Origin of the sequence: Acidovorax delafieldii 2AN (assembly GCF_000175235.1) — a bacterium.
Taxonomy (GTDB): Bacteria; Pseudomonadota; Gammaproteobacteria; order Burkholderiales; family Burkholderiaceae_C; genus Acidovorax; species Acidovorax delafieldii_B.
This window is the reverse complement of record NZ_ACQT01000003.1, coordinates 38,779-65,617: the sequence shown is the minus strand read 5'-3', so window position 1 is coordinate 65,617 and position 26,839 is coordinate 38,779. Positions and strand designations below refer to the sequence as shown.

Here is a 26,839-nt window from a genome sequence, read left to right as displayed (position 1 = left end):
TACAAGAAGGAGAAGAAATGGGGCGAAGAAGCGGGTTTGAGGGATTCCTACGCGCCACGGCGCGGGCAGTGGCTGCTGCGGAGCGTGAACGTCAGCGTGACATCCGTGCGCAACTGACCCAGGCACGGCAGATCGAGCGTCATCAACGCATGGCGCTGGCACAACAGAACCGCGACGACCGTGCCGCGCAGAAACTCGCCAAGGCGCAGTACCTGGCTGACCGGCAGGGCGAAGCCGATGACCTGAACGCCGAACTGCAGGATCGGCTGGAAGAACTGCAAGGCATCCTGGCGCATACGCTGTCGCTGGATGACCGGATCGACTTCGACGCGCTGCGGCCGGCGGCGGATTTCGAAGCCTTCAAGCCGCCGCCGGAACTCGAACCGGGCCGCGCCCCACGCGCGCCACAGATCTCCCCACCCTCTGGCCTGCGCAAATTAATTCCGGGAGCTGCCAAGAAGCATGCTGCCGCGCTGGCCAGAGCAGCCAGCGACCATCAGTCGGACGTCGCGCGCTTCAACCAGGCCGAGGCCACCAAGCGCGAACAGTTTGCCAAGCTCAAGGCGGACTACGACCAGCGCAAGAGCCAGTTCGAGATGGAGGTCACGCGCCGCGACGCCGAGGTTGATGAGTTCCAGACGGCCTACCGCGCGAAGGAACCGGATGCTGTAGTGGCCTACAACGAGATGGTGCTGGCCCGGTCGGAGTACCCCACGGAAGGGTTCCCGCAGAAATTCCGCATTGCCTACAGCCCCGATTCGTCGGAACTGATCGTGGAATACGACCTGCCGGAAGTACAGACGATTCCCAAGGAGGCAGAGTACCGCTACGTCAAGACCAAGGACACCATTGAGTCCAAGGCCAGAAAGCCGGCGGAGATCAAGCAGCTCTACCAGGACATCGTCGCCTCAATCGCGCTGCGCACCTTGCACGAACTGTTCGAGGCCGATCAGGCTGATGCGCTCGCGCTGGTGACCTTCAATGGCATGGTGGACACCCATGATCCGGCCAGTGGGCGCGAGGTACGGGTGCCGGTCGTGTCGGTGCGGGCGCCGAAGACGGAATTCTTGGGCCTGCGGCTGGAGAAGGTCGACAAGGTGGCCTGCCTGCGAAATCTCGGTGCCCAGGTGTCCAACCGCCCGGACGAGTTGCAGGCGGTCAAGCCGATTGTCGAGTTCGACATGGTGGACAAGCGCTTCATCGAGCAAGGGGATGCCCTGTCGGGGCTCGAAACGCGCCCGAACCTGATGGACCTGACGCCGGCGGACTTCGAAGTGCTCGTCTCCAATCTCTTCAGCAAGATGGGGCTGGACACCAAGCTCACGCGCAGTTCACGGGATGGTGGCGTGGATGCGGTTGCCTTCGACACCCGCCCGGTGCTCGGTGGCAAGGTGGTGATCCAGGCCAAGCGGTATCGCGACACAGTGGGCGTGAGCGCCGTTCGGGATCTGTACGGGACCATGCTCAATGAAGGGGCCAATAAGGGCATCCTGGTCTGCACAAGTGGCTATGGGCCCGATGCGTACAACTTTTCCAAGGACAAGCCGATCGAGCTGATTGACGGCGGCGGGCTGCTGTATCTCTTGCGTGAGCATGCTGGGACTGCAGCGCGGATTGTCGTTTGATCGTTTAGTCCAACTAGATAGGCGAAAACCTCGTGCTGATGTCTGAGATATGCAGCAGCGGACTGGATTGCAACGGGAGCAGCAAATCGAGCGACGGTGTACGAAGATTGCTGCCAGCCTAGCGACCGCCTGGAGATTCCATGTTTCTGTCACAGCTCACGATCAAGAATTTCCGGCAATTCGGTGCTGCTGATCCACTGTTCTCAATCGAGTTTCGCGAAGGCGTCACAGCACTCGTCGGTGAAAACGATGCAGGCAAGACGGCCGTCATCGATGCGATCCGGCATGCGTTGACGACCCGTGACATGGAATTCATGCGCGTGCAACCCGAGGACTTCCACATCCGAACCGATGGGCAGCAGGCGACGGAGATCACGATCCGGGCCCGGTTGTCCGGGCTAACAGACGGCGAGAAAGGCGCGTTCGCCGAATACCTGACGTACGAGGGTGCGGAGGTTGCCCTCTATGTGCACTGGTTTGCACGCCGTTTGAGCGAGACACCCGGCAGCCGGCGATGGGTCGACATCACGGTGCGCAGCGGCCCTGCAGGCGAGGGCCCTCCCTTCGATGCGACGGTCCGGCAGCTGCTTGCGACTGCGTACCTGCGCCCCTTGCGCGATGCCGAACGCGAGATGTCGCCGGGACGCGGCTCCCGTCTGTCGCAGATCCTGAACAACTTCCCGGAGATCAAGAAGGGGCAGCCGTTCGACCCGACCTCGCCGCCGGCCGACGCGGCGCAGGCGGCCAACTTGAGTCTGTCCGGGTTGTCCGACTACTTGCGTCACTTGGTCGACCAGCATGAAGGCATCGGGGGTGCGCAGAAGGCCATCAATACCGATTACCTGGCCCACCTGTCCCTTGCCGGCGAGGCGCTGCACGGGCGCATCAGTTTCGCGGAAGGCGGCACCGACACAGCTCGGTTACGTCAGATCCTCGAACGCCTGGAGTTGGACTTGCTCGCGGGTCCGGATGGTCGGTCCCGCGGCACGTACGGCCTGGGTTCCAATAACCTGCTGTTCATGGCCTGCGAGCTGCTGTTGCTCGGCAAGGAACCTGACGGCCTCCCGCTGCTGCTGATCGAGGAGCCGGAAGCGCACCTGCATCCGCAGCGGCAGTTGCGTTTGATGGAGTTCCTGGAAGCCGCCGCCGAGCCCTTGGCGGAAGGCACTCGACGCCAGGTGCAAGTCATTGTCACCAGCCACAGCCCCAACCTGACGTCGAAGATCCCGTTGCAGAACTTGGTGCTGCTACATCGACGAGGCGCCTACTCGATGGCCGAAGGCCACACGCACCTGAGCAAGAGCGACTACAGGTTCCTACAGCGCTTCCTCGACGTGACCAAGGCCAACTTGTTCTTCGCGCGCGGCTTGATCGTGGTGGAGGGCGACGGCGAGGCCCTCTTGGTGCCTACGCTCGCTCGGCTGATCGGCCGTGACTTGACCCAGCACGGCGTGTCGATCGTGAATGTGGGTGGCACAGGTTTGCGACGCTATGCACGAATCCTTCAACGCCAGGATCCCGCCAAGGGCGTCTTTGCGATTCCGACGGCCTGCCTGGCCGACATGGATGTGATGCCGGACTGCGCACCCCGCATCCTGGAGTTGGTCACGGACGATGCGGACCCAAAGTGGACCAGTCCGCGTCGCAAATGGCGGATCAAGCGCGAGTTCGGCGCCACCCCTGCCGATCGGCAAGCCGGACTCCAGGCTAAGCGGGTCCGGCTCAGCGAAGGCGATGGGCAGAACGTCAGGACCTTCGTCGCCGATGAATGGACGCTGGAGTACGACCTGGCATTCGCCGGTCTCGCCGAAGAGGTCTACATCGCCGCCGTCCTCGCGGCCAACGACGACCCCTTGAACGACGACAAGAAGACGCATGCGGACGTCAAGGCGGCCGCGAAGCTGGACTACGCTGCGCTGGTGGTCCAGGCCGCCGGCGATCGCGAGGTGTTGTGCTCCCATGTCTATGAGATGTTCTCGAGCAAGCGGGCTTCCAAGTCCATTGCGGGGCAGCATCTGGCTGAACTGTTGAGCGAGCAAGCGAGGACAGGCGAGATCGATGGCGCCTGGCTGTCGGCACGCCTTCCGGCCTATATCAGAGAAGCCGTCGCCTTCGCCACCACCTCGCTGGCGCCTGCCGTAGTACCCCTGGCGCCAACGGCATGATTGCGCCGTCGGACCTGATCGGCCCCATCACCGATGACGACATCGAGTGGGCTCGCAGAGTGCTCAAGCTACAGGCCCTCGATGCGCCGCGGCGCGCGTTCCTGAAGTCGTTGACCACGCTGGACGTCTCGGCCTGTCCCGGCAGCGGCAAGACCACGCTCGTCGTGGCAAAGCTGGCGATTCTCGCGCGCAAGTGGAAAAGCACTACCCGCGGAATCTGCGTCCTTTCTCACACCAACGTGGCGCGCGAGGAGATCGCGCATCGCCTGGGCAACACGGATGTCGGCCAGCGCCTGCTTGGCTATCCGCACTTCATCGACACCATTCACGGATTCGTGAATCGTTTTCTGGCCACCCCATGGTTGCTGTCGGCGGGCTACCGGGTCGCCGCGATCGACAACGATCTGACGACAAGGGTGCGCCGTCGCCATCTCAGCCCAGGGGACTATTTCACCCTGAACGGTTACCTCGAGAAGAAATTCATCAGCTTCGACAGCCTGCGCCTCGGCAGCGCCAATTTTGCGACACCGTTAGTGAACACTAGTTTTCCCAGCGGTGCTCACACCAAGATGTACCAACTCGCGGCGTCCGCGCTGCAGCATGCGGCAGAACAGGGCTATTTCTGCTACGACGAGATCTTCCTTCTCGGTGAAGCCTTGCTGGCGCAGCAGCCCAGTCTTCCCTCTATTCTCCAGAACCGGTTCCCCTTCGTCCTGGTCGATGAGATGCAGGACACCTCCGAACAGCAGAACGCATTCCTGCGGCGGCTCTTCCCGCGTGACGTGCCTGCGGTCTGCATCCAGCGCGTCGGTGATCCGAACCAGGCCATTTTCGAGGGTGGGGTTAAGCCGGTCGCCGATGCATTTCCCGACAACATCCGGTGCGTCAACATCGCCGACTCCTTCCGCTTCGACGCGTCGATCGGGGCGCTTGCCACCCCCTTCGCCTACATCCCTGTTCAACCCAGCGGCTTGAAGGGTGTGCGGCCGACCGCGGTGGCAGGCCAGGGTCTGCCCCACACCATCTTTGTCTTTCCCGACAACGATACTTCCGGCGTTCTAGACGCCTTTGGTCATCATGTGCTCGCCACGTTGCCTGCTTCCCTGATCGCCTCGTCGGCGGTCACTGCGGTCGGCGCGGTTCACAAGCCTTTCCCCGACGTGGAACCCGGCCACAAGCAATACCCGAAGACCGCCGCGCACTACTGGGCGGGATATCAGCCAGGTGCCGACCGTCCGACCTATCGGCCGCGCACCCTCGCTGAGAACTTCCTCGCGGCACAGGTGCTTGCATCGAGTGGCGGCCCTCTCCACCAATGCGTGGACAGTGTCGCCTCGGCGATTGTTCACCTCGCCAACCTGCTGGCAGGAACGACGCAGATCAGGTCCAGCAGCCGGCAGCACGTGCAGGTCGAGAAGCGGCTCGCGAATGCCGATGAAGCACGGGCCGTGTATCGCGGCTTGCTCACCCGATTCGTGATCGGGCGGGAGCCACTTACCGAGGCGCTTTGGGCACAACTCTGCCCCGTGCTTCGGATGCTTGGGGCCGCCTTGGCCGGGGGTGATGCGAACGCGCCTACCGCCAACGACTTCATGGCTTGGCCAACTACCGAGCCTCCCGCACTGCCCGCCGATCTGAATCGAGCTCAGTCCGTGCCAGCGAATAGTTACCGCTACATCTACGGAAATACCAGCGTCGATATCCGACTTAGCTCCATCCACATGGCAAAGGGCCAGACCCATTCGGCTACGCTCGTCCTAGAGACTTTCAACCAAATGCACTTCCTGCATGGGCTGATGCCATGGCTCGTAGGCCAGCACCAGAACGGCGCAAAGTGCGCCAGCGACAAGGCGATGCAACGGCTACTGCAGGCTTATGTCGCGATGACCCGACCTACTCACCTGCTGTGCCTGGCTTTGCGAAGCAGTTCGCTTGGCACGAAGAAGGATATCGCGACGAATACGGAGAAGTTGATGGCTCGTGGTTGGCAGATCCAGCACCTCGCGCCGCGAGCGGCCGCGGATGAATCCGCAGATATTTCTGGTGGCAAGGAGGACTAACGAAGGGGCTCGAGGACGTTCTCATGATCGCGTTTCCGTCAGGTGCGGTTTCGGGTTTGGTGGTCGCTGCACTGTTTCGATACTTCATGGACATTCAGGTCAAGAAGGTCATCGCGAAGTATGAGGCGGCCTTGACAGACCGCACAGAGGTTCTGAAGACTGATCTGTCGATCCGCGCGCATGAGACGACGATCGGCTTGACTCGCTTGGAGGAGTTGCGCGCGAAGGCGATTCAGGAGATCTACACGCTGATCACCACGTGGCAGGAACTCTTCCTAGAGATCACGCAGCCGAACTTGCCGCAGCGTGCGAACGACGAGGGACAACTCACGCAGTTGGTGAATTGGTCGCAGAACTTAGTGAGGGAGAGCAAGAAGCTCTCAATCAAGGTACGCGACTCGGCGCTGTTCTTCGACGAGCAGAGCTACCAGGTGATCGCCAAGTACGGGAAGCTCACGATGGATCTGAGCATCGACTTCTACGACGCGACGTTCGGTGCATGGGACAAAAGCAAGCAGCCCAACTACCCGGCGCTGTTCAATTCGTTTGACACGGAGCGAATCAAGTTGCGTGAGAACGCCAAGGGCGAGTACGACAAGGCGCAGAGAACACTCGTCGTCGAGTTTCGAAAGCTCATGAAAGCCGAGAGGACGCAGAAAGTCGCAGACGGGCAGAAGTAATCCTGTTCAACATGCTCATTGGCATGTAAGGGTGGTTTGGCGCGATGACACCATGAAATCGGAGGGAGAAACACATGCAGGTCAAGTTGCCGGCTGTCCTCGGCGTCGATGTCAAATCGCGTCTAGGCCGGGTTCGCCAGATCGCCGCCCCGCCCACCATGATCGACTGCCGCGCGGTGAAGTACACGCTGGGTAAATCGGTCGGCCATGTGCTCCAAAACACCTCCGGCAAGAACCTGCTCTATCTTTTCCCGACGCATCCCAAGACAACGCCGTTGCCAAGCGACGCACCCGTGCTGGTTGCGAAGGATGTGTCCGTCGACGTGGACGAACTCGATCTGACCGAGGGTACCTGGGTGACGCATCCGGCCAAGGAAGCCGAACCGCCGCGGGCCGCGACGGTGGCTATCGCCGCCCGCAAATCATGGCCTCGCGCTTTCAACTTTGCTGAGGAGGATCCGGGCAACGCGGTGGTCGGTCTGCGCAAGCCGCAGACAGGCGCGTTGCACGCGATTCACGCGCACTGGTCGACGAGTAGCGAGAGTGCCACTGTGGTCATGCCTACCGGCACCGGTAAGACGGAAACGATGCTGGCTATCCTGACGTCAGCCTGTTGTGAACGGGTCCTGGTCGTCGTCCCAACCGATGCTTTGCGCTCGCAGATTGCGGAAAAATTCGAGACGCTTGGCCTACTGAAAGTGCCCGGCAACGCCGTGCTGGCCGAGCAGGCGCTGCGTCCGGTCGTGGGCACGCTCACCTCCAAGCCGAAGACCATCGAGGAGGTGGACAGCATCTTCCGCAGCTGCAACGTGGTGGTAACGACCAGCCATCTGGTGGGGTTGTGCGAGGCCGACGTCCAGGACCGCATGGCCGCGCTGTGCACGCATCTTTTCATCGACGAAGCCCACCATGCGGAAGCGCCGACGTGGAAAACATTCCGCGAGCGCTTCGGCGACAAGCTGGTCCTGCAGTTCACGGCGACGCCATTTCGTGAGGACGGCCAAGCAATGGACGGCAAGCTCGTCTACGTCTACCCACTCCGCAAGGCGCAGCAGGAAGGGTATTTCAGACCTATCCGCTTTCACGCGGTGCGAGAGTTCAACGCCACAAACGGGGACCGCAAGATCGCAATGGCCGCCCTGGACGAACTGGACGCCGACACCACTGGCAAGCACATCGTGATGGCTCGGGTCGGCGACACACACCGCGCATCGGCGATCCTTGCTCTGTACCAATCGTTCGCTCGTCATCGGGCGGTGGCGATTCACTCGGGCATGTCGCCACAGGAACAACAGGCCGCGAAGCGACAGCTGTTCGACGGGGCGGCACGGGTGGTGGTCTGCGTGGACATGCTCGGCGAGGGCTTCGACCTCCCGGAGCTGAAGATCGCGGCCTTCCACGACATTCGAAAGAGCCTTGCTGTCACGCTGCAATTGGCCGGACGCTTCACGCGCGCACGCCTCGACCTGGGCGACCCAGTCTTCATCGCGAACATCGCGCTCGTTGACGTTCGCGACGAGCTGCGCAAGTTGTACAGCCAGGACCCGGACTGGAATGTCTTGCTGCCCGAGCTAAGCGCGGCCGCAATTGAAGCCGAGCAGACCTCGCAGGAGTTCTTCCGAGGCTTCGGCGTGTTCCTGGACGAGGTACCGCTGAACGACCTTCGACCCGCAGCCAGTATGGTGGTCTACAAAACGAACTGCGCGAACTGGACACCGAAGCTTTTCAAGCGGGGCATGCGCGGTTTGACGTCTCGCGACAAGGTCTTCCACACGCTCAATGAAGTTCAGAACACGCTCGTGGTCCTGACCGCGACGGACCAGGGTGTGCGCTGGAGTGACGTCGAATCCATTCGCGAAACCGTCTGGGAGCTATTCATCGCCGTCTGGGATCGCGAACGCGCGCTTCTCTACCTGCACGGTTCAGGGCTGAACGGCGAGTACAAGGAGATCGCGAAAGCGCTGTGCGGCCAGGACGTGCAGCTGATCGTCGCGCCAGAGGTGTTTCGCTGCTTTCACGGGGTCAAGCGCCTGATCCTGAACAACGTCGGGTTGAACGAGCATCTGGGCCGCCAGGTCCAGTACACCGGACGGATGGGGTCCGACGTTGAATCGCGAATCGGTCAAGCGGCGCGGCGGGGTGCCAAGCGCGCCGTATTGGCGGGCGGCGGTTTCGAACACGGCGCGATGGTGTCCGTCGGCGCAGCCAAGCGCGGTCGCGTGTGGTCCAACCTGCGGCTACGCGTCGACACCTTTGCGGCGTGGGCGCGTGCCGTTGGCGCGAAGATCGCCGATGAGACCATCGATCCCAACACCGTGCTAGCGGGGACGCTGAAGCCGGAACCCGTGGGCAGGGTGCCGGCCATAACCGCTGTCGCGATCGATTGGTCCAAGGAGGTGCTCGAGCGTCCCGAGACGGGTTGCCGCTTCTCGGGACCCGGGATCACTGAGGAGCCCTCGACGAATGTCGACATCGAGATGTTGGCGCGCGAACCCGCTGATCCGCTGCTGATTCGCGTGTTCTCGGACAGATGGGAGAGTGTCCTGCGTCTCGAGCTCTTGCCGACCGACGACAGTTTCGACTTCCGGTTTGTGCATGTCCGAGGCGTCGTCCTCAACCTCAGCTTGGGCACCAAGGACGAGGCTCTCGCCGAGTTCTTCACCAACAATCCACCGATCATTTGGTTCGCCGATGGGTCATCGCTTGAAGGCTGCGAGTTCACTCGCCTCCCGACGGATGACCTGCAACCGTATGACGCCGACCGCCTCCAGGCCCTGGATTGGTCCGACGTCGACATCCGTGCCGAGTCACAGGGCGAAGCGCGGCGTGCTGGCACCATCCAGCACAACATCATCGAACGCTTGCAACGCAACCCTGCGTACGACGTGATCTTCGACGATGACGGATCGAACGAGGCGGCCGACGTTGTCGCCATCACGGTCGATCGGAGCACGCCGACAGTACCGCGCATTGAGGTCGAGCTCTACCACCTGAAGTACGCCGGTGGTGAACCAGGCAGACGGTTGGAGGACCTCTACGTCGTGTGCGGGCAAGCCCAGCGCAGCACCTCGTGGCTTGCCAATCATGGGCGACGGACCGATCTGTTTACTCACCTGCTCAGTCGAAATGACCAACGCGTGCAGCGTGGTGCTCCGACACGTTTCGAGCGGGGATCCGAGGAGTTGCTCTTGCAGATCCGGGAGATGAGCAGGCGGTCGGATGTGAAGCTCAAGGTCTACGTTGTGCAACCTGGTCTGTCGAAAGCGCAAGCCTCGCACGGGCAATTGATGCTCTTGGCGGTCACGGAACGATTTCTCTCCGACACGTACGAGATTCCCTTCATCGTCATGTGCAGCTCTTAACGAAGTTCGGCCTCAACACGCCGGTCTTGGCGGAAGTCGAACTCAGCACCCCCGGCAGATCCTATGGTTATGCTGGAGAGTTCTCCTCAACCGCCACCTCGTCACGTGGCCCGCGAGCAGCCCGGATAGCTATAACCACCGGGGATAGAGCAGGCGTGTACGATTCGCCGGCTGCCCATGCATTGACCATGTTCGCCCACTCCTGAAGCATGTGTCTGCGCGGTTCGGCATACTCCGCCTTGTTGTACACCGACCGCGACGAGCGTCCGCTTTCGTGCGCGAGGCACTTCTCGATCCAGTCGCCGTTGAAACCGGCTTCGTTGAGCAACGTGGAGCCCGTTCGCCTCAGATCATGGACGGTGAATGGTTCCAACGGTAGCCCTTCGACTCTCGCCCGTTCAGTGATGAGCTGTGTGACGCGATTCAGCGTGCCCTTTGACATGCATCGATCCGCGCCGTAGCGTGATGGCAAGACATACCTTGATCCGGCGGCGCATGTGCGCAGTGCGATCATGATGTCGAGCGCCTGGGAGGACAGGTACACGTTGTGCGCCCTCCTCCCTTTCATGCGGCTCTTCGGAATGGTCCATACCGCTGCCTCGAAATCGACTTCGTCCCAGGTCGCCTCGATCAGTTCGCTCTTGCGCACCAGGGTCAGCAGAATCAAGCGCAACGCGAGCCGGATCGCGGGATGAGTCGGAGCAAGATCCAGCTGCCGACACATCAACTGGATTTCCTCAGGAGATAGCGCTCGGTCTTTCGGCACGAATGTGGCAATGGATGCTGCACTGACGTCATCGGCCGGATTGCTCACCTTTTCTCCATGAAGGTTCGCGTAGTCATAGATCTGTTTGATGATGTCGCGAATGTGGACCGCCACCGTAGGAGCTCCTCGCCCCTTCACACGCAGGCATAGAGCACGGAGGTCCTCCGATTGAACCTCGCTCAGGAGGCGCTTTTTAAAGATCGGCAGGATGTCGCGATCCAGCACACTCTTGCGCATCGCCCGAGTGGAAGAAGCCATGGTAGCTCCATGAAGCCAGTGGACAGCATGATCACCGAAGGTCTTGATCTCAGGCCCACGGGCTTTTTCGCGCTGCTTCTGAATGGCCGGGGAAATTCCTTCGCGCACCAACCTCTTGGCGGCCGATAGCTTGTCCCGCGCAGCAGCGAGCGAGATGCCACCGAAACCATAGCGGCCAATGGTCAGTGTTTCGCGCCGGCCATTGATGCTGTAGTCATATCGAAAGGAGATGGACCCTGTCGGTGAGATGGCCACGTACATCCCATCACGATCAGCGACTTTGTAAAGGGTCGCGCGAGGCTTGAGGTTCCGAAGACTGAAGTCTGTAAGCATGTAGGCCATCCCGTTGATCCCGCACTAACCAGAATCAACGGCTCGAAGGCAATCCACGTCACTGCAGTCTGAGTTGGAGCGAAAGTGGAGGAACGGGGAGGCCCCCGGTCGCAACCGGGTGCTGCCATCGCGCCGGGTTGACGGGGCTTGGACGGGCTATCCAGGAAAGCGGATTGGCGCGGCGACGCCGCTCGCGCCGAGTTCAGTGCGGTGCAGGGCGGTCGCATCTATGACGCAAGGCGCACTGCCGGCATGAAGCCTCGGACAACGCATAGGACGGACGAAGATGCCCGTCTAGGATAGCTTTGTGGCGTCGTTTGAGGTTTAGCACTTCGTCCAGGCCGAGTAGGCGGACACGGTGTGATCGAAGCCGTCCGTCGGGCCGGAGCACCGAAACAAGGGCATAGGGCTCGACCGTCTGGCCCGTCTGGCGCTCGATCGCGAGCTTCTGTGCCGATAGCTGAATGACATCGCTGGGATAGGCGCGGTCACGCCACCGCGTCTTGAGCTCCACGAGCACCAGCGATCCTCCTGGGAGCCGGTACACCCGGTCCACCTTCGCAACAAGCCGAATGGGCTCTCGGATGCGGAAGAGCGTCTCCATGTAGACCAGCTCGGCATTGGCCAGCTCCCGCGGCCGGGACGCTCGCTCGCCGGATGGGCGCCGACGGATCCACAACCGCACCAGCCAAGGCGCTAGCACCAAGCCAGCGAGAACATAGGCGGCCGACCAGTTCACGGCAAGCTCCTGTTGCCCAGTACCTTCTCACACCGGGCAACCACAATGCGCAGCAGGCGGCACACCCCGACCACCGTCGCGGGCGATCGCTCCATGACGCGACAGCCCGTCGGGGCAACCCGGTAGTACGCTGCCACCAGGGCCCTCCCCCAACGCCGATGTAGGAGCACCGTATCTCGGTATGCGCGAAGCACCTGCGTCTCCCACGCCTCCGGGCCGAAGACGAAGGTGGCCACGAAGCACCGGCGATCCGATGTCGCGGCCAGTCCCTCCTCCAAGTACCGCTGATGAGCCTCCTGCCCTCGGGCCATGGCTTGGCGCTGCTCGGGCGTGACCTGTTCTCCATATATATAGGCAAGCTGCACCCTCTTCTCGCAGAAGCCCATCTCCGCGAGTTCCGTCGCACTCACCTCGTCCCCCAGTCCCTTTCTTAGCTTGGACATACGCACCTCACTCGGCCAGACTCGGCGCGAAGACGTCGTTGGTCATGGCCGCGCGCGCTGACGGGTCGCCGCCTATGGGGGGCGGCACCAGGCGAGCGCCCTCCACGGCAAACACCCCGTACTGCACCAGCAATCCGTCATAGGCCAGCACACGCAGCCGGTTCACGCGCTTGGCGCCTTGCGGAAACCGCACCAGTTCGTCGTACAGCCGCGGGTTGTCGGCCCGCGCGAGCTCGAACACCAGCCGCACCGGCTTGGGCTCGCTCTGGGGATGCGCGTTCATGCGGCCTCCCCTGCCCCGCGATCACGGCCCGGCGCCATGGTGCTGGCGGCGTAGTTCTGCCCCGCAAGCTGGAACCCCCGCACGTTGGCGAACATCGGCTCCTTGACCTCGTGGATCCGATGCTTCGGAAACGCCGCCTTCACGGCCTTCTTGAACAGGAAGGCCCCGCCGCCCACCAGGATGATGTTCTGCAGGCTTTCGGGTGTCTCGATCCACTGCCGCATGGTGGAAACGGCCTGTTGGGCTACGCTCTCGGCCAGTGGCAGGTGCCTCTTCATGTCGTAGGGCTTTTGGAAGATCACCGGCGCCTTGCCGGTGCGCAGCGCCAGGTCGATCGCGTCATAGTCTCGGTACGGCGTGCCGAGGTCCTTCGAGACCTCGGCCGCCAGCAGGCGCAACACGTCGGACATGCCGCGGTTGATCGAGTGCGACTGCTTCTGCACCAGGCGCATGCCGCGCGTGACCAGCCAGTCGAAGGTGCGCGAGCCCGGATCGATGACCAGGCTCTGCTCGGTGCCGATGCTCTCAATCTTCTGGTGCTCAGCCGCGTAGTGGACCAGCGCCCCCTGCGGCTGGGCCACGGCCATCGCCTTGGCGACCGTCACGGTCTTGCCACCGCCGACCTGGTGGCTGCCGACCATGGCTTTCTCGAGCGCCGCCTTCTTCAAGGTGAACAGCGCCACCGGCAGGCCGACGATCAAGAGGTCGATGTGGGGTACCTTCATCATGCTGAGCGCGCCGCGCAGCAAGGCCATGTACTCCGGCGACTCCGTGTATTCATCGTGCAGCTGCTTGGCGCGGAAGGTGTCGGCGGCCAGACCGACGTCTGGCCCGACCTCGTAGAACAGCGGGCCAACCGGGATGCAGAAGGTCTTGCGCCGTTCGCTGGCCGGCCACTGCGGCGTCTCGCCGCTGGACGGGTAGGCGACCGACGGGAAGCTGGCGCAGCGGATATCGGCGCCCGCGACGCCGGTGACGAGTTTGGTGTTGCCGGAGCCGACATCCACCGCTCTGACGATCAATTCCATGAGAGTGCTCCAAAGTGAGAAAACATAACGGTCAGCATCACCAAGGCGATGCGACCACGCCACGCGCAATCTGCACAAAATGACCCGGCTTTCGGGATCGGGCGTCACTGGCTGCCACTCCAAGGAGATTCGGACGTCAGCCCAGTGACACCGGCCGTGCGTCCACCCCGCGACGAACTGCTTGTGTGTCACCACGGTCTCACTGCTCTGGCACTCGTCAACCCCGCTGCACGTCGACCACGCACACGGTTCACGGGAGCTGCGCAAGCGCTTGAGCACACCGCTTGGGACCAGAGGCAGAGCTTTTGCCTGTCAAGGCCGCATGCAGCCTCGCTCTGCGGCGGCGCGGGACACTAAATCGCCCCTATCACCTCGTCGCGTGCCCGCAAGCGCCACCGGCAAGGCGGTGTCCATGCCGTCGCATGGCCATGCCGGCGTTGACCTGCAAGCCTCTTTCGTCATCCACTACAGGCTCCCGAGGGCCATCCTTGGCCCGCTCCTTCGCGGAGCAAAAGGCGTCGCAGTCGTTACCTGCCCTTCAAGCCCCGGCCCCGAGCCGGGGTGGCCGTCGCCCCCGAGGCGACCGCCCCGAGGTTTTCCTTCGTAGTGCATGTGCCTTCGACCATTGCCAGCCCCGCTGCTGAGCGCTCCATGAAGCACGTCAAGGCCGTCAATCTCCCGAGCCGGCACCGGATGCCGGCTCCCGATCCCGCCATCACCCGAGCACGCGTGTTTCACGCCGCTAGCGGTTGTGCTTGCCCTCATGGGCTCCCCGCTGGTCTCCGCTCAAACGCCCGACACCGCCCTGGACTTTCGGTCAGGGGTGGACCCATGCGCGCGGATGGCGCTGCTAACTCCAGGATTGATCCACCAGCAGGCGCGAGACCCGATCTCGCTGCCGACGCGGCTGCCCGCCCTTGAGGCGGTGGCGCGTCACGAACCTCCGTGGTTGCAGAAATGCACGGACGGAGCCGGATCACACGTTTTCATTTTTAAGACCGACCGAGCTGGCCCCTGCATACGCATGGGGTTGGTACAACCCCTGGGTCGGCAGCGCGTGCCGTGGTCGCGCGCTGTCGCGAATGCCTGACCACCCACTCCAGCGGATGACGGAATCCGTCGTTGGGGTTGGCCTTCCGGATTCCTGCTGGCATGCCGTTCGGGCGGCGCGCCGTCCCCTTTGTTTGGAGAGCACGATGACAACACCTTCACCCCGACCGACCGATCCCGTCAGCCCAGGGCGCATCCCTGGCATGGATCGACCGCGCCCCCAAGCCTGGGCGCGCAAGACACCCGAGGAAATCCTGGCCCGCCTACAGCCCGGCCGTGCTGATCCGCTGCGCGTGTTGGACACCCTGATCGATCTGTTCAACACCCGGCACACGGCGCGCGAGAAGACCGTCTCGCACAAGACCCGCGCCGAACGCGCCCGCTTCCTGCGGCGCTTCTTCGTCGACCTCCAACGCAAGGCAGGCTTTCACACCATGCCCGACCCACGCAACCTCGGGCAGAAGCATCTGCACGCGATGGTGCAGGTCTGGCAGCGCGAGAGGCTGACACCTGCGACGGTGCAGACCTACCTGAGCTTCCTACGCGGACTCGCGTCCTGGCTGGGCAAACCGGGCTTTGTGCGGCCGCCGGCACGCTACGGCCTGAGCCTGAAGGAATACGAGCGCCACGAATCCGCGCAGCGCGACAAGAGCTGGAGCGCGCATGGCGTCGATGTGGAAACGGTGCTTGCCCAGGTGGCGCAGTTCGACGCACGGATCGCGGCTTCAATGCGGTTGATGGACGCGCTGGCGCTGCGGCGCAAGGAGTCGGTGATGTTCCGGCCCTACGAGCACGTCGTCCCGTTCGAGCAGACCGGCCTGCCCCTCGAAAGCCGCAAGGCGGATGAGTATGTGTGGGTCAAGGGCAAGGGCGGGCGCGTGCGCTGGGTGCCGCTGGAGACGGACAGGCAGCGTGCGGCGGTGGCGCTGGCGCGCTCACTGATCAGGGGCCGCGATGCCCACATGGGCGATCCAGCGCTGACCCTCAAGCGCAACCTGCGACGGCTGGACTATGCGCTGGAGAAGTTCGGCATCACGAAGCGGCAGACCGGCGTGACGGGTCACGGGTTGCGGCACGGGAACCTGAACGATCTGTACGAAGGTGTCGCTGGCGTTCCATCGCCCGTGCGTGGCGGCGGCTCGGTGGTCGCCGACGTGGATCGTGCGGCGCGTCTCGCGGTCTCAGAGCGAGCCGGGCACGCAAGGATGAGAGCGGCTGGGGCTTACATCGGCTCGGGATTTCCGAAGCACAACGCAGGCAGCAGGCAGTCCGCCGACAGGCCAGAGGCGAAACCACCGGCCTGACGCATCAGGCAGCGCGCAGATCGGCCTCGGTCTTGCCGCTGGCCAGCGCCTCGGTAAACCACTTGGGCTTGGGGCCATAACCTGACCATGCGTGGCCCGCGTCGTCCTTGTACTTGATACGACCCGCGACGCGCCCAGCCTTTGGAGCCTTGGCCTCAGACGCCTTCTTGGCCCCCGCCTTGCGCGTGGTGACTCCCAGCCCCAGGTCGGCAGCGGTGATGCCATAGTAGGCAACGGCTTCCTTCATGCGGGCGACCACGCCAGCTTTTTCGGCCTCGCGGAGCTGCTCCCGCTCGTTCTGCAATCTGGCGATCTCTGCGTCGATTTCCTGGGCCGTGCGTTGGGAAGATTTGCGAGCCATGGCAGCCTTTGTCATTGAGATGCGTTGGGATGCGTGATCATGCGGGGCGAGTCACACACCCAGACCACAAGTCCGAGTCTATAGCAGGCCCTCTGTATCACTTCGCAGGCGACACGTCGAACTCCTCATCCGGGTAGATCGCAGCCCTGCATGGGCCAACGCAGCCCTGCGCAAACTCTTCTGCTTCGTCCTCGGACACTCCATACCTGGACAGCGCGGCACATCGCGCCAGCGTCTCATTGATCTCGGCCACCTGCCCGATGTGCGTGGCACTCCCACTGCGCATCACGCGCACATTCCATTGCTTCATGCTCATTGGGCTCACTCCTCGGCAATGGTCTCCAATTCCGACTGCTGACGCTCGACATCCTCGTGGCGGAAGCCAAACCGCGCCCAAGTGCGTGGATCGACCTCGATCGGGCCACTGCGCTTGGAATCCAGATTGACGACGACGCCGTGCGCGGACAGCCGCCCTTTGGAGAACAGTTCGTAGAGCAATTGAGCGGCGTAGCGCACCGCCACGTCGTTGACGAACAGCCCCTGGGAGGCCAGCGACATGCGTACCGAACAGGAGGGCTGGTTGTCCTCTGGCGCGGCCACATCCAGCAGTTCGGGGAATAGTTCGGTCACGCACGGCAATCTTGGGCCTTGCATGCCTCGTCCTGCCCCCATCCCGCCCCCAGGTTCGCCCAGCACCACCTGCGCGGTGGACTCGGTATTACCCAGGTCGAGCCAGTAGTCGTAGCGGTTCACGTCCCGCCATGCGAGGCGGTGCAACGTCTGCCTTGCCGAGCGACTGTCCACGCAACTGACCAGCAGGTCGGCGCTGGCTGCGTAGCGGTGACCGAAGACGAATTCCTCGTAGCGCATGGGATAGGCTTCCCAATCCAGCCCATAGAACTGGTTCAGGCGGTGGATGGTCACCAGCGCCTTGTGCCTGCCGATGTCGGCTGCGCTATAGAGCTGCCGCCCCACGTTGGCCTCGCTGACGCGGTCCGCGTCGAATGCCGTGACGTGCAGGCCCAGCGGATGGCCAAGGGCGCGCATCGCAATGTCCAGGCGGGCGAGGCAAGCGGCCATCTGCGCGCCGTTGCCGCCCACGCCTATCAGATGCACCGCCACGCGGCGCTCCAGCAGCTTCGGATGAATCAGGTGTTCCACCAGTGCCTCCAATCAAATGTCCTGCACTCAGTCTCTCGCGGGCGGGTCGGACTTCAACCCGGCAGATAGCGATCCCGCCAGCGCCACAGCACGCGACGCATCCAGCCTTCGCCGCGCTGTGCTGGAGCGCCCTGCTCCGGCCACTCGCCTTGCGCCCTTCCGTGGAGTTGTTGCCATGGATGCCTGTCGAGCGGCTGGTACAGGCCATTGATCACCAGCCGGAAACATGCCGAGGGCCGTGGCCGGTCGAGCAGGCCGAACACCCCCGCCACCTTGATGCCCTGGTCATCCCGGTCGTCCTCGCTCGACCAGAAGGCTGGTGCCCGGCCATGCGTGTGCAAGTCAACCGCTACCGTCTCGCCCTTGGCCATCGCAGGACGCCGGTAGCGGATGTGGACGGGCGAGGTCTGCTCGGGCTCGCACATCGCCAGCCGCAACTGCCCGGTGCGGCGCGAATAGATCAGCACCCCGGCGGCTTCATTGGGCAAACGCTCCCGGCCCGCCGCCACGAACGCCTCAATCAGGCGAATGGGCAGCACGCCGAAGCTGAACCGCAGGTGCTCCGCGACTTCGCCATAAGGTAGATGCATCAGCGGCTGGCCGTGGCCCAGGGCCACGATGCAATCGAGCCAGTCGAGCCGGGTCTGCACGAACCAGCCGTTGCGGGCGACGATGACGCGCTGGCCGTTGCCCATGTCCGGCAGCGCGCCGAAGCGCGGCGCGGCGATCACTGGACAAGCGGCGAGCAGGGCTTGGTCCCTCGAGTCCATCGTACCCATCATTTGGCTCCCGGCTCGCCCAGCAGTTGGCCCAGCGTCGTCTTGGCATCGACCAGCACCCGCTCGGGGAAGCGTGTGAAGCGCCCGTCGAGCATGTCGCACCAGAAAGCGTAGGCCCCGCCCCGGTAGCGCAGCAGCTTGCCCGCCACGTTGGGGTGCGTGAAGTAGGAGCGCAGAAAGGCGTCGTTCCAGGCGCTGATCTTCTCCACGGTCGTGCCGTTGGGCACCGGCACATTGCCCTGGCAGATGCAGCCCTGGCCGTCGACGTTGAAGTACGGGGCCTGGAACAGCGGCGTCTGCGGCGTCGGGCGGCTCTGGCCCTTGACGGCCCACACTCGCCATGTGTTGCTCGCTGCGGCGAAGACCAGCCCCGGCTGCGGCACCGTCTCGCCGCGCTCGCGCCCGCCAAATGCCTCGGCCTGCTCATTGCCGACCCGAAAAGTCAGATGCCTGCGTGCCGGTGGCACCCACCACACCAGCAGATCACCCTGGAGGTACAGCACCGTCTCGGGAAGGAAACCGCCGTGGGCCGCGCGCTGGAGCAAGGGCCCGGCCAGTTCCCGCGCCGCCTGGGCGGTCATGGCCCGGCCCGCGCCAATCACTGGGGCGCCGTCCACGGTGATGACCTCATGCACCGTGGCCAGCGCGCTGCCCGAGCGCCCGTGGTACAGCAGCACTGCCTGATCCAGTTCCAGCACGTTGTCCGTGGGCGTCTGGATGGAAAACTCCGCTTCGTTCATGGGGAACACCTCCTATCTATATAGAGTCAGTGTCCGTCGCACAGGGCGTGGATCAAGCGGTCGATCAGCGCGATGGCCTCGAAGCGCTGGCCCATGCGCAGGAACCATGCTTGCAGCGCGCCAGGGTCGTCCAGCGGAATCAGCACCTCGCCCATGCGGTCGCAGTATTCGGACTGGTGGGCCAGATTGAGCAGGTCGTCGTAGATGCGCGTGGTGACGTCGCCCTCCTCCCAGGACAGCACCGCGCCAAAGCCGATGTACTCGCCTTCGATGTCGGGGTGGAAGTCGTCGGTGAGGGACAGGCGCGACAGGGCCAGCGCGTCGGCGGCGATCTGGCGATGGTGGGGGTCGGTCAGCGTCTTGGTCGCCCGGCGCAGATTGCAGGGTCGCCATGCCGGGGGATGCTTGCGCCGTCTCCCGCTCTTGTCGGGCTGCAGCAGCCAGCGGCGTGCCCATTCGGGATAGGCGGCGTTGAGCATGTCGCGTGTGACCATTTCCTCGCGCATGGCCTCGCGGTCGGCGTCGTCGCTGTTGTCCTCGCACATCATGTCCAGCGCCGCTTCCTCATCCATTTCGCCCTGCCAGTACACATAGGAGGCCACGTCGTCGGCGATGTCCGGCGTGAACAGCGGGTAGACATAGCGGCCCTGCTGGCGCAGCACCTGCAGCACCGTGGCCCCCAGGTGGGGCATGGCTTCGTTCAACGCCTCCAGGCTGCGCCCCACCGGCCATTCGGCCTCGCGGTATTCGCACCAGTACACGTCGAGCTGGGCATAGGGGGCCTGCCGACCGTCCCGCGTACCCGGATGGTGGCCATGCTCGTCGAGGACGTTGATGGCGAAACGTGGTTCCAGGCAGTGCAGCGGGCCGATCTGGCGCTTGATCCAGGTGCCAATGGCGTGCTGGCAGGCCTTGAGCGGGTCGGCCTCGCCGTCCGGCAGGTCGTCCTCGCGCACCGCGCCTGCGTCGATCAGGAAGCGGCACAGCGCCGCATTCGCGCTGGCCTGGGTTGTCGATGCGACCGACAGCGGAATCCCGGGTTGCAGGCTGGGTAGCGGCAGCATGGGAGTTACAGACATGGCCGTGGCCCTCACGGCAGCGGGGCGAGCATGTCGCTGGTGACGCTCGCACGCGGGACGGCGGCACCGCTGCGATGCTGCTCCAACGTCCTGTGGGCAAACCGGCTCCATGCTGCGGAGCGATTCACCACGGCCCGCTGCGACAAGGCGCGGGAGAGTTTGGCCGTCGCGCTGGCCGGGCCGGGCTGCACGCTGGCCAGCAGCGCCGCAAGGCGAGGGCCAAGTGGCTCGGACTGGCCCGCCCCTTTGGTGCCAACGGCCTTGCGGAAGGTGAAATCCTGCCGTCCGTTGGCCACTTCGCCAGCCTCGACCTCGGCGCTGACCAGTTCGGGGTATTGGGCGCTGTAGAGGTCGCGCACCTCACGCGGCGAGAGGCCGGGTACATCGGGTAGTAGGATGCCGTTGTAGGTGAAGGTGCGGACAATGGGGGTGACTGCAATCGACATGGATGGGCTCCTTGGAGGATGAACGCGGCAACCGCCGTGGTTGCCATGCGTTCAGTCTCTCGCCGCAGGTGGCCGCATCAAGGGTGCCCAGCTCACTCACCCGAATAGGTCGAAGGATTCGCCGCCAGCGGCGGAGGCTGTGGCCGCTTCAGCCGTTGCGGTCTGCGCGGCAGCGTCTTCTTCTTCATCCGCCGCATCGCCTGAAACTGAGGCGGTTGTGGCTGGCGCAGGCTTGGCCGCTATGGTTTTTGATGCTCCCACCTTCACGGTGGCGTCGCTGGCCTTCTTGACCGACGCTGCCTTTGCGGCCTCGATCACTTCCTTGGTGGCCTCGACCTGCTGGGCAAGGCTCTGGCGTACCTCGCGGTAGCCGCGTAGGGCTTCGATGAAACCCGCATCGAACTCCTGTGGTGTAGCCGTGAGGCTCAAGGGCTGCGTCAGCGCGGCCTCGCCCGCGTCCTGCCGAGGCTTGGGAATCACATTGACCGTCAAACGGCCGGATTTCTCGTCGGCGCTCACCGTCATCGTGAGCGTAGCGCTGCAAGCCAGCGCGAACAGTTCCTCGAACATCGTCATCTCATGCTCCTTGGTGGAATGGGGGACGTGGCCCCATGCGGGGCCGTCCAGACCATGCTAGAACCCGGCTCTCCTGTGTCCAGGGGCTGGTTGCCGCATCAGGCCAGCGCGGGCTCGGCCTGCGGTTCCAATATGACCTCGGTGCTCTCTGCCTCATCCGCTCCATCGGCCTCGCCGCCCTGCCCGTCCCGCTCACCTTTGGCCAGGATCGGCTGGCGCGGATAGCACATCACCGCAGGCACCGTGCCCTGGTAGGCGAAGCCCGGCACCTTGAGCAGCGCCGCGATGAAATCGGGCTTCTTGCCGGAACGTGCCGCCTTGAAGCCCGAACCCATCGCCTTCTTGAGCCCGACCTCTGCGGCAAGGCTTTCCAGTTCGCTCATCGTGAACAGATCGAGGAACTCCTTGTTCCACTGAAAATACCGCCCTTCATCCACCTGGACATAGTTCAGCAGCAATTCGAGGTCGGTCACGTTGACGCCAAAGGCCGCCGAGGCGGTAACGGCTTGCAGCAGCCGCTCCAGTTGGGCGTCGGGCGCGGCGGCGGCCCGTTGCAGACCTCCCCGGATGCCGAACCCTGAGCCCTTGACCTGACCTGTGAGCCGCTCGAAGGCGTTGCGGAATGGCGCCTCCCGCAGATCGGCCCCGCGACCGGCCAACGCCAGCGCGATCAGCACCCGCTGGCTGTACTGCGGCTGCGCCATCAAGGCCTTGGCCAGCCAATTGCGCCATTCCATGACGCGGTGGCTGACGACGCGCTGCGGCGTCTGGTTCGTTGGCACAACGGGCTTGGACTTCTTGCCCGAGTGCTTGGCTGCACCCGCCTTCGCGGTGCCCTTTCCTGGTTTATCATCCAGCGCCGCCTGGGCATCCCGCTGCGCCTTGCGCCACAAGGCAACCTTCTGGCTGTTGCAGGCGGCGTCGAAGCACAGCGAGCGCGTAACGTCGCCGTAGCTGCCCGGCATTGCGGACACCGCGCAGCCAAAGGACTGGCAACCCTGGCAGGATGTGTACTGCGGCGCGCCGACGCCCAAGTCGCCAGCGGCGCTCACGGGCAGCGGCGTAAAGCCGTCGCTGATCTTGACGATGCGGATGACCGGGTATTCGTCGCGCAGTGCATCGGCGCGGGCTTCGACGGCCTGAAGGGTCAGTTCCTCGAAGTGGCTCGGGTGTTGGCAGTAGCCCTCGCCCAGGGATTCCGCGAACAGGCCCGACTGCCGCGCCGAGTTGTGTGGACAGCCGCCGCACTGCGCAGTGTCGAAGATCGCATCGGCCAGCCGCCGCGCATAGCGGCCCAGTTGTGCCTTGAGCACGGCCACCGGCACCTTCTGCGTCAGCACGCCCGCGAGCACGCTGTCCTGCTTGTCTGGGGGAATGCCCGAGAGCAGTTCGGCATGCCCGAGCTGGATAGTGCGGGTGGTGAGCGCCTTGAGCACGGCAGGTGTGCAGGCCAGCAGCGCCAGCCGCCGCTCCAGCACTTCGGGCGACCAGCCCATGAGGCGGGCGGCTTCCTCCTTGTCGCCACGCTGGCGCAGCAATTGGCGCTGGGCAGCGTGTGCCTCCTCGGCGGGCGACATGGCGGCGCGGTGGTAGTTCTCGATCACCGACATGGCCTCGGCGGTTTCATCGCTGGCGTCCTTGATGACCACGGGCATGTCGTAGTCGTCTCCGAAGACGTTCTTGGCGGCGCGCCAGCGGCGTTCACCGGCGATGATTTCGTAGAGGTCGGTGCCGGGGACGGGCCGCACGACGATCGGTTCGAGCACGCCGACGGCGCGGATGCCCTCCTCCAGTTCGGCCATCTCGGCGGGATCGAAGTATTCGCGGGGGTTCTTGCCCTGCACGATCTTGCGGATTGGCAGAGTGGGTTGATTCGGATGGGTCATGGTGCCTCCTGGCTGCATCGGATGAGATGCAGTCATGCTCTCGCCGCTCGGGCCACCTTCAAGAGGCCGCGCCCACTCCCCTTTCGGTGGTCGCCCGAACCAATGCTTCCCAGGTTTGCAGCACCAGCACCTGTTCCGCCCGCGCCGCCGCCTCGCGTGAGCCAAAGGTCACGTCGCCGGGGTCGTTCAACGCCTGCCTGCGGTCGTCACACACGATGCGCCATTTCCTGTCGGGGTAATTGCTGCTGACGCAACCGCAGGCGCCGCTGGGATAGCGAATGCCGCTCACGTACCAGCCGCCATGCCGCCACCGTGAGTAGTGCAGCGGCACCGAGGGATTCACCAGTTGCAACACCTGCTCGAATGCCTGGGTTGCAGTGCAATGGCTTTGTGCCTGGATCGCACTCGCCATGCCGTCGAACACTTCATCCGGACACGGCATGCAGGTCGCCGCATCGCTCAGGGCGTGCCTCACGATGGTGTCGATGTTGAGGTGGTCGATGGAGCGGCTTTTATCAACCTGCCGCTGGCAGGCATCGCGCACGGCCAGCGCCGCCGTCATGGTATGGAGTTTGATCGTCATCCATTGGCTCCTTCGGAATGGCTGGCGGCCGGGCCGCACAGGGATGGAGTCATCGTCCCGTGAAGCTGGCTGGCTTCAAGACGCATTCGCTCATTCACGATCTGAGCGAAGCAAAAAGTAATTGCCGGATACCCGCACAGAGGCCGCCATGTCCCCCGAGCGGGGACAATGACGCATCCCCCTCGCGCGACCGACCTCCACCATGCTCGTCCAGTACACCGTGCTCCTGCTGCTCAATGCCGCCCGTGGCTGTCTTGCGGAGATCGAACTGGCGCAGTCGGAAGTGCCTGCCAGCGGCTCACGTCAATGGCTCTGGATTGAAAGCAAAACGGTCACCTCCCTGCAGCTTGTCGATGGGGATCAGTCCTCGAAGCGGTTTTTTGATCGCGCTGTTCTGACATTCGATGGCGCGCAGGGGCAACTGGATTGGCCGGGCGGACGGTGCGACCGCTTGTCAGTCGATGCCACCCGCGCGCTGCGGCCTGAGTTCCAGCGACTGCTGCATCAGCATCTGAACTGAGGGGTTCACGTCGGCTGCATCTGGGCACGCTGCCGCATCAGTTCCGCGTACCGGGCGGCAACGGCATCGGCATCCAGACAGTCGGCTCCGATACCCAAGGCTTGCGCAACGCGCCGGCGCACCGAGGCAAGCGATCGCGCTTCAGCCGAGGTCGGCATGCACACAGGCCAGCCAGCCTGATAGAGCAAGTGGGTGGGGATTTCCGCTTCCGCCGTTTGGCGCAGTACTGCGCGCTCCTTCGCCTCTGCCAGTCTTGCCCGTAGCGCGGGCTCCAGTAGTCCGGGGGCTACATCCCCAAGCCACTTGCCCGACTGGAACGAGAAAGTACTGCGTACCTCCAGGTTGACCAGTTCGCGATAGACGGCAGCGTTGTCGTCGCAGGTTGCCGCCGCATGCAAGTCGCCTCGGGAAGCCAGCACGCAGAAGGCACAGGACACCCGGCTGCTGCCGTAGATGCGATAGGCCTCATGCAGCACGCCGCCGCACTGGCGGATGTAGTCCAGCACGTCCTGTCGCGGCCAATGGATGATCGCGTTCCAGTCCAACCCGATGCCCCGCGCGCGGCTGAGCGCCGCATCACGCTTCGCCACTGGCTGGCGCGCCCGTGCCGCGCTCTCCTCCCAGCGCAGCCCAATGGCGGAAACCACGACACCCGCTGGATGGCGAGCGCGGATCGCGCGCGCGATGACCTGGGTCTTGAGCTCGCTGGTGCAAAAACGCTGTGCCGCCGAACTCCACGGCATGATGAGCTTCACACACGACAGCATGCGGTAGCGCTCCACGTTCGCCGCCCAACGCGACAGCCAGCGGTCAACCATGTCACCGGCCTGCCGCCGCACGGTCACAAGTTCCCAGCCAATCCGCTCGGCGAGCCGCTCGCAAACGGGAGCCGAATCCCGCCATTCGATGCGTCCAAGGTCACTGTGGATCAGGGCGCGCACGCCAGCGTGCCCGATTTCGTCCAGATGGGCCTGGACGCGGTAGGCCAGCGCCTGGCTGTCCTTTCCGCCGCTCACGCCGACATACACCGGAGCATGGCCCGCCAGAGCCATGTCGATCAGTGGATCGCGAGCGACGTTGAAGCGCAGCAATGATGTTGAAATGATGGCCCGCAGAGCCTGGGGCTCTGCCAATGCCAGTCCGGGCAATTCGATCTGTTGCACGAAGGTGCCTCCTGAAAACCAGGATAGGCAGCGCTCCATGGAATCAAGGGCCCAAACGCCCCGGCCTCTGCTCCCGGACATGCAATGCCAATCAACGCATGTCGGTCAAGCGGGCAGCGCTTAAGGCCCTCTCGATAGAATTGCCTACTGCGCGATGTGCCCAGCGGCCGTGGCGCGAACCACTGCTTTCAAACACAACGAACGAGATCGAGACATGGCAACTGCGAAGAAAACCACCAAGCCGGCACCTGCAACAAAGGCCGCCAAGGCCAAGACTCCGGCCACGACGGTCATCCGCCCCATCAAGGACACCTTCACCAAGGGTGCCCTGACCAATCACCTGGCAGAACTGGCAGGCGTCGAACCCAAGGCCGTGAAGGCCGTTCTGGCCGCCCTGGAAACCACAGTGCTCGGAGCGGTCAACAAGAAGGGCGCGGGCGAGTTCACGCTGCCCGGCCTGCTCAAGATCGGCGTGCAGAAGGTGCCCGCCAAGCCCAAGCGCAAGGGCATCAACCCATTCACCAAAGAAGAACAGGTCTTTGCAGCAAAGCCGGCGACCGTGCGCATCAAGGCACGTGCGCTCAAGAAGCTCAAGGACGCCGCGCTCTGACCTCGCGTGGTGGCGGCTCGGTCATCCGTGCCGCCCTGCTGTCGTCGGCGGTTGCGCTTCAGGTTTCTCAACGCCACTTGCCCCGGGCGGATCCTCTGCAAGCAATCGGTGGCGCTCTTCCGGCCGGGTCAGAACCGGAAGCACGCGACTGGCGACCAGCCAGCAGACCCCGAACGCAGACAACGCCATGGCCTCGCCATAGAAGACGATGCGCGGTATGCGTGTTTCGATTTCCAGCGTCTCGCCCCACACGCCATTAACGAAGAGCGCGACCATGGCGACGACCATCGTCCAGAAGCAGGCCAAATAGATCTTGGCACGCCAGCCAGCCTGCCTGTGCCCTTTGCTTCTGGCATGTCGATAGAACTCAATGCAGAAGTAGGCCAGGACGGCAAACATGACTGCTGCGCTCGCATAGTGAACGTATGGAATGATTTCCTCGCCCCCGCGGCATTTACAAGGAAACATGGCCACGCCGAGACCCGCCAGCGCCGCCACGCGGGACAGCACCATGTGGGCTCTCGTCTGGCCGTTGTAGGACAGCAAGAATGCGGAAATGGCAAAAAGGAAGCCGACGAATATGTTGCGCGACCAGTCGCCCGCAAAGTAGGACTCGCTGATGGAGGTGAGCGGTCGATCAAGCGTGGACACGAAGCTGGTGACCGAAGCGATCACGACGGCAATGACGCCGACGATCAGCTTCATGGTGAGCTGGTTGATTTCCGCAGTCTTTGGCTTCTTGATGATCTGCATGGCAGTTCCTCCTTCCACAGCCTTGTACCGCATCTGGTGTAGCACAGCCAAGCTTGCCACGCGCGCAGTTTGTCATTGACTTGCCA

General features: G+C 63.7%; 25 protein-coding genes. 8 read left to right on the top strand and 17 right to left on the bottom strand.

What is annotated here, in order from left to right; genetic code table 11:
* Window positions 1–17: 17 nt before the first annotated feature.
* From ACDELDRAFT_RS01410 to ACDELDRAFT_RS01390, 5 genes are all read left to right on the top strand, one after another.
* Complete coding sequence (locus tag ACDELDRAFT_RS01410; RefSeq protein WP_005792945.1) at window positions 18–1,625, top strand: restriction endonuclease; 1,608 nt, start codon at window positions 18–20, stop codon at window positions 1,623–1,625.
* A gap of 140 nt (window positions 1,626–1,765) precedes the next feature.
* Window positions 1,766–3,790 (top strand): ATP-dependent nuclease, encoded by a 2,025-nt coding sequence (locus ACDELDRAFT_RS01405; RefSeq protein WP_005792944.1) that lies wholly within the window; start codon window positions 1,766–1,768, stop codon window positions 3,788–3,790.
* On the top strand, window positions 3,787–5,850 hold the full coding sequence (locus ACDELDRAFT_RS01400) for a UvrD-helicase domain-containing protein (protein ID WP_005792943.1): 2,064 nt from the start codon (window positions 3,787–3,789) through the stop codon (window positions 5,848–5,850). The genes ACDELDRAFT_RS01405 and ACDELDRAFT_RS01400 overlap by 4 nt, the downstream gene beginning before the upstream one ends.
* Before the next feature lie 23 nt (window positions 5,851–5,873).
* Window positions 5,874–6,530, top strand: a complete 657-nt coding sequence (locus tag ACDELDRAFT_RS01395; protein WP_005792942.1) for a hypothetical protein — start codon at window positions 5,874–5,876, stop codon at window positions 6,528–6,530.
* Between the two features lie 74 nt (window positions 6,531–6,604).
* The gene (locus ACDELDRAFT_RS01390) at window positions 6,605–9,892 is read left to right on the top strand and encodes a DEAD/DEAH box helicase (protein WP_005792941.1); all 3,288 of its coding nucleotides are present in this window, start codon (window positions 6,605–6,607) and stop codon (window positions 9,890–9,892) included.
* Between the two features lie 67 nt (window positions 9,893–9,959).
* Here ACDELDRAFT_RS01390 and ACDELDRAFT_RS01385 read toward each other — a convergent pair whose 3' ends face one another.
* The 5 genes from ACDELDRAFT_RS01385 to ACDELDRAFT_RS01365 all read right to left on the bottom strand — a co-directional run bounded on the left by ACDELDRAFT_RS01385 (window position 9,960) and on the right by ACDELDRAFT_RS01365 (window position 13,742).
* On the bottom strand, window positions 9,960–11,249 hold the full coding sequence (locus ACDELDRAFT_RS01385) for a tyrosine-type recombinase/integrase (protein ID WP_040327691.1): 1,290 nt from the start codon (window positions 11,247–11,249) through the stop codon (window positions 9,960–9,962).
* Between the two features lie 202 nt (window positions 11,250–11,451).
* Window positions 11,452–11,988: a PD-(D/E)XK nuclease family protein gene (locus ACDELDRAFT_RS01380; protein ID WP_005792939.1), complete on the bottom strand. Its 537-nt coding sequence runs from the start codon at window positions 11,986–11,988 to the stop codon at window positions 11,452–11,454.
* Window positions 11,985–12,431: a CFI-box-CTERM domain-containing protein gene (locus ACDELDRAFT_RS01375; protein WP_005792938.1), complete on the bottom strand. Its 447-nt coding sequence runs from the start codon at window positions 12,429–12,431 to the stop codon at window positions 11,985–11,987. The genes ACDELDRAFT_RS01380 and ACDELDRAFT_RS01375 overlap by 4 nt, the downstream gene beginning before the upstream one ends.
* 7 nt (window positions 12,432–12,438) lie before the next feature.
* Window positions 12,439–12,714, bottom strand: a complete 276-nt coding sequence (locus ACDELDRAFT_RS01370) for a hypothetical protein (RefSeq protein WP_005792937.1) — start codon at window positions 12,712–12,714, stop codon at window positions 12,439–12,441.
* Window positions 12,711–13,742, bottom strand: coding sequence for a PRTRC system protein D (locus ACDELDRAFT_RS01365; RefSeq protein WP_005792936.1), 1,032 nt, complete (start codon window positions 13,740–13,742; stop codon window positions 12,711–12,713). The genes ACDELDRAFT_RS01370 and ACDELDRAFT_RS01365 overlap by 4 nt, the downstream gene beginning before the upstream one ends.
* 1,196 nt (window positions 13,743–14,938) lie before the next feature.
* Between ACDELDRAFT_RS01365 and ACDELDRAFT_RS01360 the strand changes: the two genes are divergently transcribed.
* The gene (locus tag ACDELDRAFT_RS01360) at window positions 14,939–16,096 is read left to right on the top strand and encodes a phage integrase N-terminal domain-containing protein (RefSeq protein ID WP_005792935.1); all 1,158 of its coding nucleotides are present in this window, start codon (window positions 14,939–14,941) and stop codon (window positions 16,094–16,096) included.
* A gap of 4 nt (window positions 16,097–16,100) precedes the next feature.
* On the opposite strand, the gene ACDELDRAFT_RS01355 is transcribed toward ACDELDRAFT_RS01360, so the two are convergent.
* The 10 genes from ACDELDRAFT_RS01355 to ACDELDRAFT_RS01310 all read right to left on the bottom strand — a co-directional run bounded on the left by ACDELDRAFT_RS01355 (window position 16,101) and on the right by ACDELDRAFT_RS01310 (window position 23,686).
* On the bottom strand, window positions 16,101–16,457 hold the full coding sequence (locus tag ACDELDRAFT_RS01355) for an H-NS histone family protein (protein WP_005792934.1): 357 nt from the start codon (window positions 16,455–16,457) through the stop codon (window positions 16,101–16,103).
* A gap of 97 nt (window positions 16,458–16,554) precedes the next feature.
* Window positions 16,555–16,773 (bottom strand): hypothetical protein, encoded by a 219-nt coding sequence (locus ACDELDRAFT_RS01350; protein ID WP_005792932.1) that lies wholly within the window; start codon window positions 16,771–16,773, stop codon window positions 16,555–16,557.
* A 5-nt stretch (window positions 16,774–16,778) separates the two neighbouring features.
* Complete coding sequence (locus ACDELDRAFT_RS01345) at window positions 16,779–17,618, bottom strand: PRTRC system ThiF family protein (protein ID WP_005792931.1); 840 nt, start codon at window positions 17,616–17,618, stop codon at window positions 16,779–16,781.
* 53 nt (window positions 17,619–17,671) lie between these two features.
* Window positions 17,672–18,397, bottom strand: a complete 726-nt coding sequence (locus tag ACDELDRAFT_RS01340) for a PRTRC system protein A (protein ID WP_005792930.1) — start codon at window positions 18,395–18,397, stop codon at window positions 17,672–17,674.
* A complete protein-coding gene (locus ACDELDRAFT_RS01335; RefSeq protein WP_005792929.1) occupies window positions 18,397–19,137 on the bottom strand; it encodes a PRTRC system protein B in 741 nt (246 codons plus the stop codon). Before ACDELDRAFT_RS01335 ends, ACDELDRAFT_RS01340 begins: the two co-directional genes overlap by 1 nt.
* Window positions 19,138–19,163: 26 nt before the next feature.
* Window positions 19,164–20,216: a PRTRC system protein F gene (locus tag ACDELDRAFT_RS01330; protein WP_005792928.1), complete on the bottom strand. Its 1,053-nt coding sequence runs from the start codon at window positions 20,214–20,216 to the stop codon at window positions 19,164–19,166.
* Window positions 20,217–20,227: 11 nt separating this feature from the next.
* Window positions 20,228–20,662, bottom strand: coding sequence for a PRTRC system protein C (locus ACDELDRAFT_RS01325; RefSeq protein ID WP_005792927.1), 435 nt, complete (start codon window positions 20,660–20,662; stop codon window positions 20,228–20,230).
* Between the two features lie 96 nt (window positions 20,663–20,758).
* Window positions 20,759–21,238, bottom strand: a complete 480-nt coding sequence (locus tag ACDELDRAFT_RS01320; protein ID WP_005792926.1) for a PRTRC system protein E — start codon at window positions 21,236–21,238, stop codon at window positions 20,759–20,761.
* Between the two features lie 98 nt (window positions 21,239–21,336).
* Window positions 21,337–23,124, bottom strand: coding sequence for a PRTRC system ParB family protein (locus tag ACDELDRAFT_RS01315; protein WP_005792925.1), 1,788 nt, complete (start codon window positions 23,122–23,124; stop codon window positions 21,337–21,339).
* 58 nt (window positions 23,125–23,182) lie between these two features.
* Entirely contained in the window at window positions 23,183–23,686 is a 504-nt protein-coding gene (locus ACDELDRAFT_RS01310; protein ID WP_232504687.1) for a hypothetical protein, read from the bottom strand.
* Between the two features lie 223 nt (window positions 23,687–23,909).
* On the opposite strand from ACDELDRAFT_RS01310, the gene ACDELDRAFT_RS01305 reads away from it, so the two are divergent.
* A complete protein-coding gene (locus tag ACDELDRAFT_RS01305; protein WP_005792923.1) occupies window positions 23,910–24,227 on the top strand; it encodes a hypothetical protein in 318 nt (105 codons plus the stop codon).
* Window positions 24,228–24,232: 5 nt separating this feature from the next.
* Here ACDELDRAFT_RS01305 and ACDELDRAFT_RS01300 read toward each other — a convergent pair whose 3' ends face one another.
* Window positions 24,233–25,390, bottom strand: a complete 1,158-nt coding sequence (locus ACDELDRAFT_RS01300; protein WP_005792922.1) for a phosphoadenosine phosphosulfate reductase family protein — start codon at window positions 25,388–25,390, stop codon at window positions 24,233–24,235.
* Window positions 25,391–25,604: 214 nt separating this feature from the next.
* Between ACDELDRAFT_RS01300 and ACDELDRAFT_RS01295 the strand changes: the two genes are divergently transcribed.
* On the top strand, window positions 25,605–26,000 hold the full coding sequence (locus ACDELDRAFT_RS01295; protein ID WP_005792921.1) for an HU family DNA-binding protein: 396 nt from the start codon (window positions 25,605–25,607) through the stop codon (window positions 25,998–26,000).
* A gap of 21 nt (window positions 26,001–26,021) precedes the next feature.
* Here the strand turns inward: ACDELDRAFT_RS01295 and ACDELDRAFT_RS01290 are convergent, their stop codons facing one another.
* On the bottom strand, window positions 26,022–26,753 hold the full coding sequence (locus ACDELDRAFT_RS01290; RefSeq protein ID WP_005792920.1) for a hypothetical protein: 732 nt from the start codon (window positions 26,751–26,753) through the stop codon (window positions 26,022–26,024).
* Window positions 26,754–26,839: the final 86 nt, after the last annotated feature.

Coding starts and splice junctions, on each gene's coding strand:
- ACDELDRAFT_RS01360 (WP_005792935.1), top strand. CDS start 14,939: ATGACAACACCTTCACCCCGACCGACCGATCCCGTCAGCCCAGGGCGC.
- ACDELDRAFT_RS01370 (WP_005792937.1), bottom strand. CDS start 12,714: ATGAACGCGCATCCCCAGAGCGAGCCCAAGCCGGTGCGGCTGGTGTTC.
- ACDELDRAFT_RS01385 (WP_040327691.1), bottom strand. CDS start 11,249: ATGCTTACAGACTTCAGTCTTCGGAACCTCAAGCCTCGCGCGACCCTT.
- ACDELDRAFT_RS01340 (WP_005792930.1), bottom strand. CDS start 18,397: ATGGGTACGATGGACTCGAGGGACCAAGCCCTGCTCGCCGCTTGTCCA.
- ACDELDRAFT_RS01320 (WP_005792926.1), bottom strand. CDS start 21,238: ATGACGATGTTCGAGGAACTGTTCGCGCTGGCTTGCAGCGCTACGCTC.
- ACDELDRAFT_RS01400 (WP_005792943.1), top strand. CDS start 3,787: ATGATTGCGCCGTCGGACCTGATCGGCCCCATCACCGATGACGACATC.
- ACDELDRAFT_RS01325 (WP_005792927.1), bottom strand. CDS start 20,662: ATGTCGATTGCAGTCACCCCCATTGTCCGCACCTTCACCTACAACGGC.
- ACDELDRAFT_RS01405 (WP_005792944.1), top strand. CDS start 1,766: ATGTTTCTGTCACAGCTCACGATCAAGAATTTCCGGCAATTCGGTGCT.
- ACDELDRAFT_RS01375 (WP_005792938.1), bottom strand. CDS start 12,431: ATGTCCAAGCTAAGAAAGGGACTGGGGGACGAGGTGAGTGCGACGGAA.
- ACDELDRAFT_RS01365 (WP_005792936.1), bottom strand. CDS start 13,742: ATGGAATTGATCGTCAGAGCGGTGGATGTCGGCTCCGGCAACACCAAA.
- ACDELDRAFT_RS01410 (WP_005792945.1), top strand. CDS start 18: ATGGGGCGAAGAAGCGGGTTTGAGGGATTCCTACGCGCCACGGCGCGG.
- ACDELDRAFT_RS01305 (WP_005792923.1), top strand. CDS start 23,910: ATGCTCGTCCAGTACACCGTGCTCCTGCTGCTCAATGCCGCCCGTGGC.
- ACDELDRAFT_RS01390 (WP_005792941.1), top strand. CDS start 6,605: ATGCAGGTCAAGTTGCCGGCTGTCCTCGGCGTCGATGTCAAATCGCGT.
- ACDELDRAFT_RS01330 (WP_005792928.1), bottom strand. CDS start 20,216: ATGTCTGTAACTCCCATGCTGCCGCTACCCAGCCTGCAACCCGGGATT.
- ACDELDRAFT_RS01315 (WP_005792925.1), bottom strand. CDS start 23,124: ATGACCCATCCGAATCAACCCACTCTGCCAATCCGCAAGATCGTGCAG.
- ACDELDRAFT_RS01335 (WP_005792929.1), bottom strand. CDS start 19,137: ATGAACGAAGCGGAGTTTTCCATCCAGACGCCCACGGACAACGTGCTG.
- ACDELDRAFT_RS01355 (WP_005792934.1), bottom strand. CDS start 16,457: ATGGCTCGCAAATCTTCCCAACGCACGGCCCAGGAAATCGACGCAGAG.
- ACDELDRAFT_RS01395 (WP_005792942.1), top strand. CDS start 5,874: ATGATCGCGTTTCCGTCAGGTGCGGTTTCGGGTTTGGTGGTCGCTGCA.
- ACDELDRAFT_RS01310 (WP_232504687.1), bottom strand. CDS start 23,686: ATGACGGCGGCGCTGGCCGTGCGCGATGCCTGCCAGCGGCAGGTTGAT.
- ACDELDRAFT_RS01295 (WP_005792921.1), top strand. CDS start 25,605: ATGGCAACTGCGAAGAAAACCACCAAGCCGGCACCTGCAACAAAGGCC.
- ACDELDRAFT_RS01350 (WP_005792932.1), bottom strand. CDS start 16,773: ATGAGCATGAAGCAATGGAATGTGCGCGTGATGCGCAGTGGGAGTGCC.
- ACDELDRAFT_RS01290 (WP_005792920.1), bottom strand. CDS start 26,753: ATGCAGATCATCAAGAAGCCAAAGACTGCGGAAATCAACCAGCTCACC.